Origin of the sequence: Dinoroseobacter sp. PD6 (assembly GCF_028807315.1) — a bacterium.
Classification (GTDB): Bacteria; Pseudomonadota; Alphaproteobacteria; order Rhodobacterales; family Rhodobacteraceae; genus Dinoroseobacter; species Dinoroseobacter shibae.
Window position 1 is genome coordinate 323,705 of record NZ_JARAMN010000002.1, and the last position, 14,258, is coordinate 337,962.

Here is a 14,258-nt window from a genome sequence, read left to right on the forward strand (position 1 = left end):
CTATGGAATTCGGATTTACGATTGCAGCCTACGCGGTTGCAGCAGTTCTCTTCATCCTGTCGCTCGGGGGCCTGAGCGGTCAGGAAAGCGCGAAACGCGCGGTGTGGTACGGCATTGTCGGCATGGCCATCGCGGTCGTGGCGACCATCATCGGGCCGGGACAGGGGCTTGCGGGCGCGTCCATCGTGCTGATCGCGCTCGGCGCTGCGGTGGGCTACCAGCTGGCCACCAAGGTGCAGATGACCCAGATGCCCGAGCTCGTGGCGATCATGCACTCGCTCGTGGGTCTCGCGGCGGTCTTCGTGGGCTTCAACGCCGACCTGATGATCAACGACATCGCGGCGCTCTACACCGAGGCGGGCCAGGTTCTGGGGGCTGTCGGGCCGGATGGCTACACCCCCATCGGCCTTTCCGTGGAGATCTATGACGGTCTGTCCTCCTTCGGGCAGCTCATCGCCAAGAAAACGGGCGTGGAAATCGGCATCCTGCGGGTCGAGCTGGTGCTCGGCATCTGGATCGGTGCCGTGACCTTCACCGGGTCGGTCATCGCCTATGGCAAGCTGGCGGGCAAGGTGAACACGGCGGCCAAGCAGCTGCCCGGCGGGCACATGCTGAACGCGGCGGCGGCCGTGGGGTCGGTCGTGCTGGCGGGGATGTACCTGGGCGGTGCGGGCAGCTGGACGTTGGTTCTGCTGACGCTGCTGGCGCTGTTCATCGGCTATCACCTGATCATGGGGATCGGCGGGGCGGACATGCCCGTGGTGGTCTCGATGCTGAACAGCTATTCCGGCTGGGCGGCGGCGGCGATCGGCTTCAGCCTCGGCAACGACCTGTTGATCGTGGTCGGTGCGCTGGTGGGCTCGTCGGGTGCGATCCTGTCCTACATCATGTGCAAGGCCATGAACCGGGCCTTTATCAGCGTGATCCTCGGCGGTTTCGGCGGTTCCTCGGGCCCGCAGATGGCGGTCGAGGGCGAGCAGATTGCCATCGATGCCGACGGTGTGGCCACGGCGCTGAACGAGGCCGACAGCATCATCATCATCCCGGGCTACGGCATGGCCGTCGCACAGGCCCAGCAGACGGTCGCGGAGCTGACCCGCAAGCTGCGCGCCAAGGGCAAGGATGTGCGGTTTGCCATCCACCCGGTCGCCGGGCGTCTGCCGGGGCACATGAACGTGCTGCTGGCCGAGGCGAAGGTGCCTTATGATATCGTGCTGGAGATGGACGAGATCAACGAGGACTTCCCGGACACGGACGTGGCCATCGTGATCGGGTCGAACGACATCGTGAATCCGGCGGCACAAGAGGACCCCAACAGCCCCATTGCGGGGATGCCGGTTCTGGAGTGCTGGAAGGCCAAGCAGGTGTTCGTGTCCAAGCGCGGGCAGGGCACCGGGTATTCGGGGATCGAGAATCCGCTGTTCTACAAGGACAACACCCGGATGTTCTACGGCGATGCGAAGGCGAGCTTCGACAAGCTGCTTCCGCTGATCGACTGATCCAGGCGGACAGAGACCACCGAAAGGCCCGCCCCGTGCGGGCCTTTTGCGTTGCAGGGCGCGGCTGGCTTTCGTACCCCATCGCGCAATGCAGGCAGATGGGGGCGGGGTAAGATGTTTCTTGGGCTGGATATCGGAACATCGGCGGTCAAGGGGCTTGTGTGGGACGGGGCGCGGGTGCTGGGGGCTGCCTCGGCGCCGCTGAAGGTGCAGGTGCCGGTGCCGGGCGCGAGCGAGCAGGACCCCGAGGCGTGGTGGCACGGGATCCTGGCGGTCTGCGCCGAGTTGTCCGCGCAGCCCGGCTGGGCGGAGGTGTCGGCCATCGGGCTGTCGGGACAGATGCACGGGGCGGTGTGCCTCGGGCCCGATGGCGCGGTGCTGCGCCCGGCGATCCTGTGGAACGACAATCGGGCGGTGCGGGAGGCGGCGGAAATGGCCGCGCTGCCGGGGCTGGCCGCGCGGGTCGGTGTGCCGCCCATGCCGGGCTTTCCCGCGCCCAAGCTGGCGTGGCTCGCCCGTGCCGAGCCGGAGCTGCATGCCGCCACGACGATGGTGATGCAGGCCAAGGACTGGGTGGGCATGCGGCTGCACGGGCGGGCGGTGACGGAGTATTCCGAGGCAGCGGGCACGCTCTGGCTCGACCAGGCGGCGCGGGACTGGGACCGGGAAGCCCTGGCATTCAGCGGCCTGGAGCGCGCGCAGATGCCCGCGCTCGGGGCCGGGACGGACCTCGCCGGGCCGCTGAGCGCGGCGGCGGCGGCCGCCCTGGGTCTCAAGCCCGGGGTGCCGGTGATCCGGGGGGGCGGCGATGCCATGGTCGGGGCGGCAGGGATCGGGGTGGTGGCCCCGGGACAGGCGATGATCTCGCTTGGGACCTCGGGGCAGTACTTGGTGGCGTCCGAGGCGCATCGGCCCAACCCCGCCGGGCTGGTTCACAGCTTTGCGCATTGTGTGCCGGGCGCTTACATCCAGATGGCGGCGATGCTGAACGGGGCCGCGCCCATGGCGTGGTTGGCGGGGGTGCTCGGTCGGTCCGTGCCGGACCTCCTCGCAGCGGCGGAGATGGCCGACCCGGCGCATGTGCCGCTCTTTCTGCCTTACCTGACCGGCGAGCGGACGCCCCATGGCGACCCGAAGGCGCGGGCGGGGTTCGAGGGGCTGAGCCATGGCTCCGGCCCGGGCGAGATGATGCGTGCCGTGGTCGACGCGATCGCCTACAGCTTTGCTGACGCGCAGGCGGTTCTGGGCGAGGCCGGGGTGCGGGCCGCGTCGCCCCTGGCCATCGGCGGCGGGGCGCGCAGCGACCTGGTGCTGCAGACGCTGGCGGATGTGCTGGAGCTGCCGGTGCAGCGCCCGGCCAGCGCGGATCTGGGCCCGGCGCTCGGTGCGGCGAAGCTGGCGGCGGTGGGCAGCGGGGCGATGCCTGCGGCGCGGCTGGCCGACCCGCCGGAGATCGGGGCGGTGTTCCAGCCGCGTCCCTCCGCGCGTCACGGCGCGCGGCTGGCGCGGTACCGGGCGCTTTACTCCGCGCTCAGGGGCGTCTGCGGACGCCCGTAGTAGAGCCCGACCACATGCTCGGCCTCGGCGAAGAAGAGCCAGCGGGCGACCAGTACCCCCGCGAAATGCAGCAGGACCGCGATGCTCACCATGAGGTGCTTGTCGTTCACCAGGATGATGAGCACCGGCAGCGCGATCATCAGCGCAAAGGCGATGGCCCGCAGTTTGAGCGCGTGCTTGCGCCCGACCTGAAAGACCATCTCGCGCATCAGGTAGTTGCCGCCCGTATGGGGCGGCTCGAACGCGCGAACCTCCTCGCCGATCCGTGTCGCGGTGGCGAGCGTCGTCGCGTTCTCGGCGAAGGCCTTGTCGCCCTGCAGCCAGGCCCAGAGCTGCACGGCTCCGGCGGCGATCAGCAGCCAGAGCGCGGGGTCCATCCGACCAGCGAGGAGCGCCCCGCCCGCGAGGCTGAGGAGCGCAAAGAGGATCGGGGTGCTCGGCTGGTTCCAGCGCGGCACGGTCTTCAGCTGGGTGTAGATCATCGCCGTGGCCAGCACCGTGGCGAGGCAGAGCGCGGCACCGAGCAGGCCGAGAAACGCGGGTTGGTAGCCGAGGAACACCGCCGCCGCGCCGTGCAGGGCCATGATTGCGAGGGCGAGCACCGCCAGCACCGCCTCGCGGCTGAGCCAGCTCGTCCGCCATTGGGTGAAGGCGCGCCAGGCCCGTTGCGGGTTGCCGAGATGGAAGGTCGAGGCGATCAGTCCGCCCGCCGTCAGGACGAAGGCCAGCGCGTAATAGACCGCGCCGACCCCGCCGACCGCCTTGGGGATGCCGAGGCCAAGCCAGATCAGGAAGCCGAAGCCGATGCCGGAGAGCGAGGTGAAGAGGATGACGGAGCGGGCGGGATGCATGGGTCAGATCCGATCGAGCGTGCGGTCGAGCCAGCCGAGAAAGCCCTGCGGCTCGGTCGCGACGGGCTCGAGATAGGGGGCGAGCACGTCGAACTCGGGCACCTCGTCGCGCGGGCGCGGCGGCAGGTACTTGTTGACGGGTTTGGTGCCTTGCTCGGGCATCAGGTCGACACCGCCGCGCGCGGCCACGAGTTGGCTGACCTCGCTGTCGGGATCGCCGAGGTCGCCGAAATGGCGTGCGCCTGCGGGGCAAGTGCGCACGCAGGCCGGTTGGCGGTCTTCTTCGGGCAGGGCCTCGTTGTAGATCCGGTCGACGCAGAGGGTGCATTTCTTCATCACGCCGGCGGCCGCGTCCATTTCTCGGGCGCCGTAAGGGCAGGCCCAGGCACATAGGCCGCAGCCGATACACGCGTCCTCGTTCACCAGGACGATCCCGTCCTCGGCGCGTTTATAGCTGGCCCCGGTGGGACAGACCGTGACGCAGGGCGCGTCCTCGCAATGCAGGCAGGATTTCGGGAAATGCACGAGTTGCGCGGGGCCGGAGGCGGGGGTGACCTCGTAGCTGTGAACGCGGTTGAGAAAGCTGCCCGTGGGGTCGGCGCCGTAGGGGTCCTGATCGCTGAGCGGGGCGCCATAGGCCTGGTCGTTCCAGCCCTTGCAGGCGACGACGCAGGCGTGGCAGCCGACGCAGGTGTCGAGGTCGATGACAAGGCCGAGCTTTTTCTCGGTATGGCTGGGCAACGCGGTCATGGCGTACTCCTGGCCTGGCTTTGGGAGACGGGGGGCCAGCCCCCCGCACCCCCCGGGATATTTGCGGACTTGAGGGAATGTGTCATGCGGGGCCGTGGATCGGGGGGAAGCTGGGCGCGGCCTCGGCGCGCGCCGGAGCCTTGGCGATGTTGACGCGCAGGTCGAACCAGGCGGCCTGTCCTGTCACGGGGTCGGAGTTGGACCAACGCATCCCGTCGGCGCGGGCGGGCAGAAGCTCGGAGATCAGGTGGTTGAGCAGGAAGCCCCTGGTCGCCTCCGGCGCGTCCGCGTCGAGGCCCCAGGCGCCCTTGCGCTTGCCGATGGCGTTCCACGTCCAGACGGTTTTCGGGTTGAGTGCGGCCATCAGGGCCACGGGGATGGTGATCTCCCCGTGGCGTGACGTGAGCGTGGCCCAGTCGCCGTCGGAAAACCCGTGTTCCTCCCAGACCGCGGAGGGCACGTAGAGCGGGTTGACCCCGTGGATCTGGCGCAGCCAGGCGTTTTGCGAGCCCCAGGAGTGGTACATCGCCATGGGCCGCTGGGTCAGGGCGTGAAGGGGGAATTCGTTCGCGCGGGCATCGGTGCTCTCGTACCAGATCGGGAGCGGCGAGAGCTTCTCGCGGATTTGCGCGCGCAAGTGGTCGGGCGGTTGGCGTTCGCCATGGCCCTCGGCGGCGAGTTGGAACCGGCGCAGGGGTTCGGACCAGAGGTTGAAGATATAGGGCTGGGGCGCATCAAAGAAACCCATCTCGACCGCCCAGTCCTGGTAGGCGGTGTTCCACGGTTTGTAGTAGCGGGCCTCTTTGGGCACCTCGGCCTCCCAGAAGCCGCCATTGTCGATGTAGCGCTGGATCTGGTCCGGGTTCGGCGCGCCGCGGCCCGCCGCCTCGCCGGTGCCGCGAAAGCCAGAGAGCGGGCCGACGCCGGGGCGGCGTTCGTGCTTGACCATGTAATCGGCGTAATCGGCGTAAAGCGGCGCGCCCTCGGCATCGACGAAGCCGGGCAGACCCAGCCGTGCGCCGAGATCCACCAGCACCGACTGGAACCCGCGCACGTCGCGATCAGGCTCGACCACCGGCCAGCGGATCGCGTCGGCCACGGCGTCCGGCTCGCAGATCGGGCGGTCGAGCAGCGAGATGCAGTCGTAGCGTTCGAGATAGGTGGTGTCCGGCAGGATCAGGTCGGCATAGGCGACCATCTCGGATTTGTAGGCATCGGCATAGATGATGCGCGGGATCTTGTAGGCGCCGGTCTCGTCGGTGGCGGTGAGCATCGCCATGGTCTCGGCGGTGTTCATGGAGGAGTTCCAGGCCATGTTGGCCATGTACATGAACAGGGTGTCGATCTTGTAGGGATCGCCTGCATGGGCGTTGGAGATCACCATGTGCATCAGCCCGTGGGCCGACATGGGGTTGTCCCAGGAGAACGCCTTGTCGATGCGGGCAGGCGCGCCCTCAGGGGTCAGGCACAGATCGTCCGGGCCGTGCACGAAGCCCAGATGCGGGCCGTCGAGCGGTGCGCCGGGGGTGACCTTGCAATGGGGCTTGGGATGCGCCTCGGGCGGTTTGGGGTAGGGGGGCTTGAAGCGGAAGCCGCCGGGGACCTCCACCGTGCCCAGCAGGATCTGCAACAGGTGCAGCGCGCGGGCGGTCTGAAACCCGTTGGCATGGGCGGAGATGCCCCGCATGGCGTGCATCGAGACCGGGCGGCCTTGCATGGTCTGGTGTTTGTTGCCGCGGAAATCGGTCCAGGGGATATCGAGTTCGAAGGCCTCGTCGAAGGCGGTCCGGGCAAGCTCGGCGGCGAGCGTGCGGATGCGCGCGGCCGGGATGCCGCAGCGGTCGGCCACGGCTTCGGGCGCATAGTCGTCGCTCAGGTATTTCTCGGCGAGGTGCTGGATCACGGGGCGGTGCGATACGCCTGCGCGGCGATAGGAGCCCGCGAGATCGGGCTGCACACCCTGGGTGTCGAAAGGCACCGGCTTGCCCGTGGCGCGGTCGAGGATCAGCAGCTTGCCAGCCTCGTCGCGCAGCAGAAGACCCTTTTCGGGGCTGGCGGGATCCTCGTTCACTAGGACCGGCGCGTTGGTGAAGGCCGCGAGGTAGTCGAGATCGATCCGGCCCGCGCGCAGCAGGCAGTGGATCAGCGACAGGATCAAGAGGCCGTCCGTGCCCGGTGTGATCCCGTACCAGTCATCGGCAATCGCGTTGTAGCCGGTGCGGATCGGATTGATGCCGACGACCTTGGCACCGCGGGCCTTCAGCTTGCCGAGGCCGATCTTGATCGGGTTGCTGTCATGGTCCTCGGCCACGCCGAAGAGCAGGAACATCCTGGTATGCTCCCAATCCGGCGCGCCGAATTCCCAGAAGGCCCCGCCCATGGTGTAGATGCCGGCCGCTGCCATGTTGACGGAGCAGAACCCGCCATGGGCGGCGTAGTTCGGGGTCCCGAAATTCTGCGCGAAGAAGCTCGTGAAGCTTTGGGACTGGTCGCGCCCGGTGAAGAAGGCGAGCTTCTCGGGTGCCGTCTCGCGCAAGGGCGCGAGCCAGTCGACCGCCAATTGCAGGGCCTCGTCCCAGGTGATCTCTTCGAACTGGCCCGAGCCGCGCGGGCCGACGCGCTTCATCGGCGCGCGCAGGCGCGAGGGCGCGGTGTGCTGCTTGATGCCTGCGGAGCCCTTGGCGCAAAGGACGCCCTTGTTCACAGGGTGGGCGCGATTGCCCTCGATATACGCGACCTTGCCGTCCTTGAGGTGAACGTTGATCCCGCAGCGGCAGGCGCACATGTAGCAGGTCGTTTGTCGCATCTCGTCGAAGCGCGGGGTCGGGATGTCTGGTGCGACACTGTCTTTCATGGGATCAATTTCCACACCAGACCCGCAGGGGGCAAGGCATCGTTTTCGAAAACCCGCATTTCGGAGGAATAATTGACCACCAGCTTGTGGTGGCCGTGGACGCGTTGGCGGACGCCTTCGGGCATGTCGGTGGTCTGGATGCCTGCGCGCGAGCAGAGATCGCGCAGGATGCGGCCCATGGCCTCCGGGTCCGGCCAGGCCGCGAGGTAGTGTTGCCGTCCGGTGCGGATCAGGACGGGGGCGCCTTCGGTGGTTTCCTCCAGGATCTCGGCGCGGGTCTCGACGGCCTCGATCCAGCGTTCGGCGGCCCCGCCGCGTTGCAGCGCGCGTTCGGCGCCGGGGGGCAGGGTTTCGACATGGGTCACGGTAGCGTCGAGCCCTTGCAGATTGGGGCCGAGCGGCAGGGCGATGGACATCTCCGGCGTCTTGGAACCCGCGCGCGGGCCGACCAGCACCTGCGCCTGGGTCGTTGCGAGATATGCGGTCATGTCGGCTGACAGGTGCAAAAGCCCGGGAACAAGGATCAGGTCATGGCCCGCCAGCCGTGCCGGGTCCGCGGGCAGGATGTCGACCGAGAGGCCGAGCTTGCGCAGCCCGCGATACATCGCAAAGCACAGGGCGAAATAGTCGAAATCCGCGCCCTGGGGCTGCACCTCCCACGCCCATTGGGAGGGGTAGTCGAACACGAGTGCCACCGGGGCGCGGGTCGGTGACACGTCGGGAAGCCGGGGGAGGTCTGCGGCCAGGGCCGCGGCCTCCTCCAGCCCTCGGGCCGGGCTGTCGTCGGGGCGCAGAAGGCCCGCATGCATCTGCTCCTGCGCGAAGGGGGCCTGGCGCCAGCGGAAAAAGCAGACCGCCTCGGTGCCGTGGGCGAAGGCTTCGTGGGACCACAGCCGCACCATGCCGGGCAGGGGGGCGGGGTTCCAGGGCGCCCAGTTCACCGGGCCGGGTTGCTGTTCCATGATCCACCAGCGGCCGTCCCGTCCGACCCCGCGATAGAGGTCGTGGTGGAAGGCCTGGAAATCCGGGTCGCCCTGGCGGAGATAGGCCGCCTTGTGATCGGCGGGTGCTTCGACCCGGTCGAGCAAAAAGCCCATCGGGTAGCTGTCCCAACTGGCGATATCGAGGTCCGCGCCCACCGCGTGGTGATCGAACTCGGTCACGCGGCCCATGTAGTTGTGGATCAGCGGTGCGTCCGTCAGGGGGCGCAGGGCCGCGACCTGCGCGCGGTTGAAGGCCACCACCATGTCCGAGGCGTAGCGCCGGAAGGCCAGCGCATGGGCCGGGTTTGGCTCGGTCACGGTCAGGTTCGGCAGGTCGATCTGGTCGAAGCGGTCGTATTCCATCGACCAGAACACATTGCCCCAGGCGCGGTTGAGCGCCTCGGTGGACTGATAACGTTGGGCGAGCCAGTCGCGAAACCCATGCCGGGCGGCGTCGGAATAGCTGAGCGTTGTGTCGTGGCAGCCGTATTCGTTGTCGATCTGCCAGGCCACGATGCGGGGGTCGCGGCCGTACCGCTCCCCCAGCAGGCGGGAGATGCGCGCGGCCTCGGCCCGGTAGCCGGGATGGCTGAAGCAGTAGTGCCGCCGGGAGCCGAACTTGCGCGGCTGGCCGCGGGCGTCCACGGCCAACATATCGGGGTGGCGGTCGAGCATCCAGCGCGGCGGTGTGGCGGTCGGGGTGCCCAGCACGACCTCCAGCCGGGCCTCGGCCAGAACGGCGATGGCACGGTCGAGCCAGTCGAACCGCAGATCGCCGGGGGAGGGTTCGAGCCGGGACCAGGCGAACTCCCCGATCCGGACGAGGGTGAGGCCCGCGTCCTTCATGCGTGCGGCGTCCCGCGGCCATTGGTCTTCGGGCCAATGCTCGGGGTAGTAGCAGACGCCCAGCTTGCGCGTCACAGGATCACCCGGGGTTCCGGCAGGCCGCGTGCGACCCCCTCGGCGGCAAAGACGCAGCCGTTTTCCGGAGCGGCGGCGATGTCTTCGGCGCTGAGCCCTTCGCGGGCGGTGGTGATGAAGAGCCGGTCGAAATCGGGGCCGCCGAAGGCCGGGCAGGAGCTGTGCCGGCCGCCGCAGGCCACGGCGCGCAGGAAGGAACCGTCGGGGGCGTGGCAGGCGACGCGCCCGGCGCCCCATTGGGCGATCCAGAGGTTGCCCGCGGCATCGGTCACCGCGCCGTCCGGGTTCAGCCCCTCGGCGCGCAGATCGACGGCCACGGTTGCCGGGCCCGATGGCCAGCCATCGTCGTCCAGGGGCAGGCCCATGACCTGCCGCGTCGGGGTGTCGGCATAATAGGCGCAGCTTCGGGCGGCATCGAAGCAGAGCGCGTTGGAGATGCTCACGTCCCGCACCACCCGCCGCAGCGTCCCATCGAAGAGGCGATAGATCGCACCGGCGCCGGGCTCGGCCGATTTGCCCATGGTGCCGATCCAGAACCCGCCCCAGGGGTCCGCGCGCCCATCGTTGGAGCGGGTCTCGGGGCGGTCGGCTTCCAGCGGGGCGACAAAGCGGCTCTCGCCCTCCGCAAGGTCGAATGTGACAAGAGCGGTTTCCGACGCGATCAGGAGGGTGTCGTGATCGACCCAGCCTGCGGCCGAGACCATCTCGTCGAACTGCCATTCCAACGGTGTCTCGCCGTCGCGCGACAGCATCCGCTGCCCGGTGATGTCGAACCAGAAGAGCTGCTGCCGCTGCGGGTGCCAAAGCGGGCCTTCGCCCAGGGCGCAGGGGCGGTTGTCATAGAGGGTCGCGCTCACGACACCGCCGCTCCGTAATAGCGCACGATGCTCAGCGCCTTGAGATAGACCTGCTCGTCCGTGTCGCCTGGCGCATAGAGCGAACTGCCCAGACCGAAGCCTTTGGCCCCCGCCGCAAGCCAGGTCGCGAAATCGCCGCCGTCGATCCCGCCCACGGCGTAGATCTCCGTGTCCTCGGGCAGGACCGGGACCAGGGCTTTCAACAGCCCGATGCCCCCCACGGAGGCCGGGAAGAGCTTCAGCCCCGTCGCGCCCGCCTGCAGGGCAGCGAAACATTCCGTCGGGCTGAAGACGCCCGGAAAGCTGAGAAGGCCCGCGTCGCGGGTGGCGCGGATGACCTCCGGGTCGGTGTTGGGCGACACGATGATGCGCCCGCCCGCGGCCTGCACGTCGCGCACTTCGGATCGGCGCAGCACGGTGCCCGCCCCGATCAGCGCGCGGTTGCCCAAGGCACCGGCGAGGGCCGCGATGCTGTCGAGCGCATCGGGCGAGTTCAGCGGCACCTCGATCCGGTCGATGCCCGCGGCGACGAGGCGGCTGGCCACGGGGACGGCTTCGGGCGGCGTGATGCCCCGCAGGATGGCGATCAGGGGACGGCTCATGCGGTTTCCTTCAGGCTGTCATGGGCGACCTTGAGCCCTGCGCGCACCATCTCGGCCCCATCGACGATCTGGACGGGGACGGCTTGCTGGTCGAGGGCGGTCTTGTAGGGACCGGTCACCTTCGCGGCGCCCACGAGGGCCACCTGCTGGCCCAGCCAATAGGGCCGCGCCGCCACAAGTTCCGCCCCGATCAGCAGGCCCGAGAGCCGGGCGCGGGTCGCCTCGGGCGATGCGTTTTCCAGCAGGTCCGCGGCGCGCAGGCCGAAGAGCCGGGCAGCCAGGCGTTCGGGTCGGGCCATGCCGTCCTTCAATCCGTCGGCGAAGGCCTCGGCGTCCCAGCCCGCCTCGGTCAGCGAATGGCGCAGGACCGAGTGGCGCGCGAGGGTGAAATAAAGCTCGCCGGTCATGAAGGTCTGGAAACTGACGACCTCGCCCGCGCTGACATGGGCCCATTTCGTATGGGTGCCCGGCAGGCAGACCACGCCATCCCAGCCCGGGTTGCGCGCGAGAAACCCGGCGATCTGGGTTTCCTCGCCGCGCATCACGTCGGCGGGGCGGACCTGTTTCAGGCCCGGAACGATGTGGACCCGCAGGCGTGGATCGGCGGCGTGCGCCCGCACCGGGGCAGCCCCGAGCGGTGTGCAGGGGACGGCGGAATAGGGGGCCTCGTGCCAGCCCTGGCGCGAGCCGACCATGCCGCAGGCCAGAACATCCGTCGGCCCGTCGAGCCATCCTGCGATCAGCGCCAGGAGGGCGGCTTCGAAATCGGCCCGGCCCAGGGCGGACATGCCCGCATCCGACGCCGCCTCGGCCAGAACCCGATCCTGAGCCATGCGCCAGGCCCGCAAGTGCGAGGTGCCCCAGTCGACCGCGATCCAGGTATCGTTCGTCATCCCGTCACCACTACGCCGCCATCCACGACCATGCATTGCCCTGTCATCATCTTGCTTGCGCCGGAGGCCAGAAACAGGGTCGCCTCCACGATGTCCTCGGGCGCGAGATGCGTCTTGAGGCACTGGCGGTCGAGATGGGCGGCGAGATCCTCGGGCGTGGCCCACATATCGAGTTGTTTCGGGGTCAGGACCCAGCCCGGGGCGAGGGCGTTGACGCGGATCCCGTCCGGGCCGAATTCGCGGGCGAGCGAGCGGGTGAGCCCCGTGATCCCGGCATTGGCGGCGGTATAGGCGGGGTAGCCTGCGTTGCCCATCATGTAGCTGATCGAGCTGAAGTTGACGATGGCCCCGCCGCCGGCCTCGGCCATGCCGGGGGTGACGGCCTGGGCGGCGAAGAAATAGGCCTTGAGGTTGATCGCCTGCATCTGGTCCCAGAACTCCGGGGTGACTTCGGCGGTGCTGTGGCGCTTGTCGTTGGCGGCGTTGTTCACCAGCGCGGTGATAGGGCCTTGGGCCGCGGTGGCCTGGGCGATGGCGGCGCGCAGGGCGTCGGTATCGGTGATGTCGCCTTGCACGAAGAGCGGCGCGCGTCCGTGGGCCGCGCGCATCTTTGCCACGAAGGCGCTGGCGTCGGAACGGCCGATGAAGGCGACCTGCGCGCCCTGGGCGAGAAAGCCGTCGGTCAGGGCCGCACCGATGCCGGAGCCGCCGCCGGTTACGAAGACGGATGCGCCGTCGAGGTCGTGGAAGGTGGCGTTTCGGGGCGCGGGCATCAGTGGCTCTCTCGTGTGACGGGGCGGGTGTCCTTGCCCACCAGAAAATCCAGGTCGGCCCCGCGGTCCGCCTGCAAGACGTGATCGATGTAGAGCTTGGCATAGCCGCGGGTGTAGTGGGGCGGATCGGGTTGCCATGCGGCGCGGCGGGCCGCCAGTTCGGTGGCATCCACCAACAGGTCGAGCACGCCCTCGCGAGCCGAGACGCGGATGCGGTCGCCGGTCTTGACCAGCGCCAGCGGCCCGCCCGCCTGCGCCTCTGGTGCCACATGGAGGATCACCGTGCCATAGGCGGTGCCGGACATGCGGGCATCCGAGACCCGGATCATGTCACGCACGCCCTCGCGGACCAGCTTTGCCGGGATCGGCATGTTCCCGACCTCGGGCATGCCGGGGTACCCCTTGGGCCCGCAGCCTTTGAGCACGAGGATCGTGTCGCGTGTGATTGGCAGGTCGTCGCGGTCGATATTGGCCTTCATGTCCTCGATGTTCTCGAAGACGAAGGCCGGGCCTTCGTGCTCAAGCAGAGCGTCCGTGGCGGCCGACGGTTTCACGATGGCGCCATCGGGCGCAAGTGAGCCCCGGAGCACCCGCAGCCCGGCAGCAGGTTTCACAGGTGCGTCATAGGCATGGATGACGTCCCGGTTGAAGCACTCTGCCCCCTCGGCATAGGTGGCGATATCCTTGCCCAGCACCGTGGTGGCCGGGCGCAGGTGGTCGCGCAACTCCGACAGGACCACGGGCATCCCCCCGGCATAGGCGAAATCCTCCATCAGGTATTTGCCCGATGGCATGCAGTTGACCAGCAAGGGAATCCCGCCTCCGATCTCGAAATCCTTTAGCGTCAGGTCGACACCGGCCCGGCCCGCAAGGGCGAGCAGGTGCATCACCGCGTTCGTGGACCCGCCCACGGCAGCGTTGGCGAGGATGGCGTTCTCGAAGGCGGGTTTGGTCAGGATCGCGCTGGGGCGCAGGTCTTCCTCGACCATCTCGACGATGCGCTTGCCCGTCAGATGCGCCAGCGCCATGCGGCGGGCGTCCACCGCCGGAAGGGCGGCGTTCAGGGGCAGGGACATGCCCATCGCTTCGACCAGGCTGGCCATGGTCGAGGCCGTGCCCATGGTCATGCATACCCCGGCGGAGCGGGACATGCCGGCCTCGGCATTCATGAAATCCGCAAGCGTCATCTCGCCCGCGCGCACGGCTTCGGAGAATTTCCACACATCCGTTCCGGAGCCGATATCCTGCCCGCGATACTTGCCATTTAGCATCGGCCCCGCCGAGACCACGATGGCGGGCAGGTCCACCGAGGCCGCGCCCATGAGTTGCCCCGGCGTGGTCTTGTCACACCCGCCCAGCAGGACGACCCCGTCCATGCCGTAGGCGCGGATCGATTCCTCGACATCCATGGCCAGAAGGTTGCGAAACAGCATGGCCGTCGGCTTCATCTGGGTCTCGCCCAGGGACATCACGGGGAACTCGACCGGGAAGCCCCCGGCCTCCCACACGCCGCGCTTGACGCCTTCGGCCAGCGTGCGCAGGCCGTGGTTGCACGGGGTCAGTTCGGACCAGGTGTTGCAGATCCCGATCACCGGGCGGCCGTCGAACACGTGATCCGGGAAGCCCTGGTTTTTCATCCAGGAGCGGTGGATGAACCCGTCCTTGTCGAGCTTGCCATACCAGGCGCGGTTGCGGCGGTCTTTGGTCATGGGGCGGGC

At 68.7% G+C, this 14,258-nt stretch carries 11 protein-coding genes; 2 read left to right on the forward strand and 9 right to left on the reverse strand.

Translation table 11 applies throughout. The annotated features are described in order from the left end of the window. Positions 1 to 2: 2 nt before the first annotated feature. Positions 3 to 1,499 (forward strand): NAD(P)(+) transhydrogenase (Re/Si-specific) subunit beta, encoded by a 1,497-nt coding sequence (locus PVW48_RS04940; RefSeq protein ID WP_274580527.1) that lies wholly within the window; start codon positions 3 to 5, stop codon positions 1,497 to 1,499. A 114-nt stretch (positions 1,500 to 1,613) separates the two neighbouring features. Further along, the gene (xylB, locus tag PVW48_RS04945) at positions 1,614 to 3,056 is read left to right on the forward strand and encodes a xylulokinase (protein ID WP_274580528.1); all 1,443 of its coding nucleotides are present in this window, start codon (positions 1,614 to 1,616) and stop codon (positions 3,054 to 3,056) included. Here xylB and PVW48_RS04950 read toward each other — a convergent pair. From PVW48_RS04950 to PVW48_RS04990, 9 genes are all read right to left on the reverse strand, one after another. Beyond that, positions 3,020 to 3,907 carry a dimethyl sulfoxide reductase anchor subunit family protein gene (locus PVW48_RS04950; protein WP_274580529.1) on the reverse strand — a complete coding sequence of 296 codons (888 nt, stop codon included), beginning with the start codon at positions 3,905 to 3,907 and terminating at the stop codon, positions 3,020 to 3,022. The genes xylB and PVW48_RS04950 overlap by 37 nt on opposite strands. 3 nt (positions 3,908 to 3,910) lie before the next feature. Next, positions 3,911 to 4,657, reverse strand: coding sequence for a 4Fe-4S dicluster domain-containing protein (locus tag PVW48_RS04955; RefSeq protein ID WP_012177909.1), 747 nt, complete (start codon positions 4,655 to 4,657; stop codon positions 3,911 to 3,913). Positions 4,658 to 4,739: 82 nt separating this feature from the next. Next, on the reverse strand, positions 4,740 to 7,511 hold the full coding sequence (locus PVW48_RS04960; protein ID WP_274580530.1) for a molybdopterin oxidoreductase family protein: 2,772 nt from the start codon (positions 7,509 to 7,511) through the stop codon (positions 4,740 to 4,742). Continuing rightward, positions 7,508 to 9,415: a beta-galactosidase gene (locus PVW48_RS04965; RefSeq protein ID WP_274580531.1), complete on the reverse strand. Its 1,908-nt coding sequence runs from the start codon at positions 9,413 to 9,415 to the stop codon at positions 7,508 to 7,510. Before PVW48_RS04965 ends, PVW48_RS04960 begins: the two co-directional genes overlap by 4 nt. Continuing rightward, entirely contained in the window at positions 9,412 to 10,272 is an 861-nt protein-coding gene (locus tag PVW48_RS04970) for an SMP-30/gluconolactonase/LRE family protein (protein WP_274580532.1), read from the reverse strand. Before PVW48_RS04970 ends, PVW48_RS04965 begins: the two co-directional genes overlap by 4 nt. Continuing rightward, positions 10,269 to 10,874 carry a 2-dehydro-3-deoxy-6-phosphogalactonate aldolase gene (locus PVW48_RS04975; protein WP_274580533.1) on the reverse strand — a complete coding sequence of 202 codons (606 nt, stop codon included), beginning with the start codon at positions 10,872 to 10,874 and terminating at the stop codon, positions 10,269 to 10,271. Before PVW48_RS04975 ends, PVW48_RS04970 begins: the two co-directional genes overlap by 4 nt. After that, a complete protein-coding gene (locus PVW48_RS04980) occupies positions 10,871 to 11,767 on the reverse strand; it encodes a 2-dehydro-3-deoxygalactonokinase (protein ID WP_274580534.1) in 897 nt (298 codons plus the stop codon). Before PVW48_RS04980 ends, PVW48_RS04975 begins: the two co-directional genes overlap by 4 nt. After that, entirely contained in the window at positions 11,764 to 12,540 is a 777-nt protein-coding gene (locus PVW48_RS04985) for an SDR family NAD(P)-dependent oxidoreductase (protein WP_274580535.1), read from the reverse strand. The genes PVW48_RS04980 and PVW48_RS04985 overlap by 4 nt, the downstream gene beginning before the upstream one ends. Continuing rightward, entirely contained in the window at positions 12,540 to 14,249 is a 1,710-nt protein-coding gene (locus PVW48_RS04990) for an IlvD/Edd family dehydratase (protein ID WP_274580536.1), read from the reverse strand. Before PVW48_RS04990 ends, PVW48_RS04985 begins: the two co-directional genes overlap by 1 nt. Between the last annotated feature and the right edge of the window lie 9 nt (positions 14,250 to 14,258).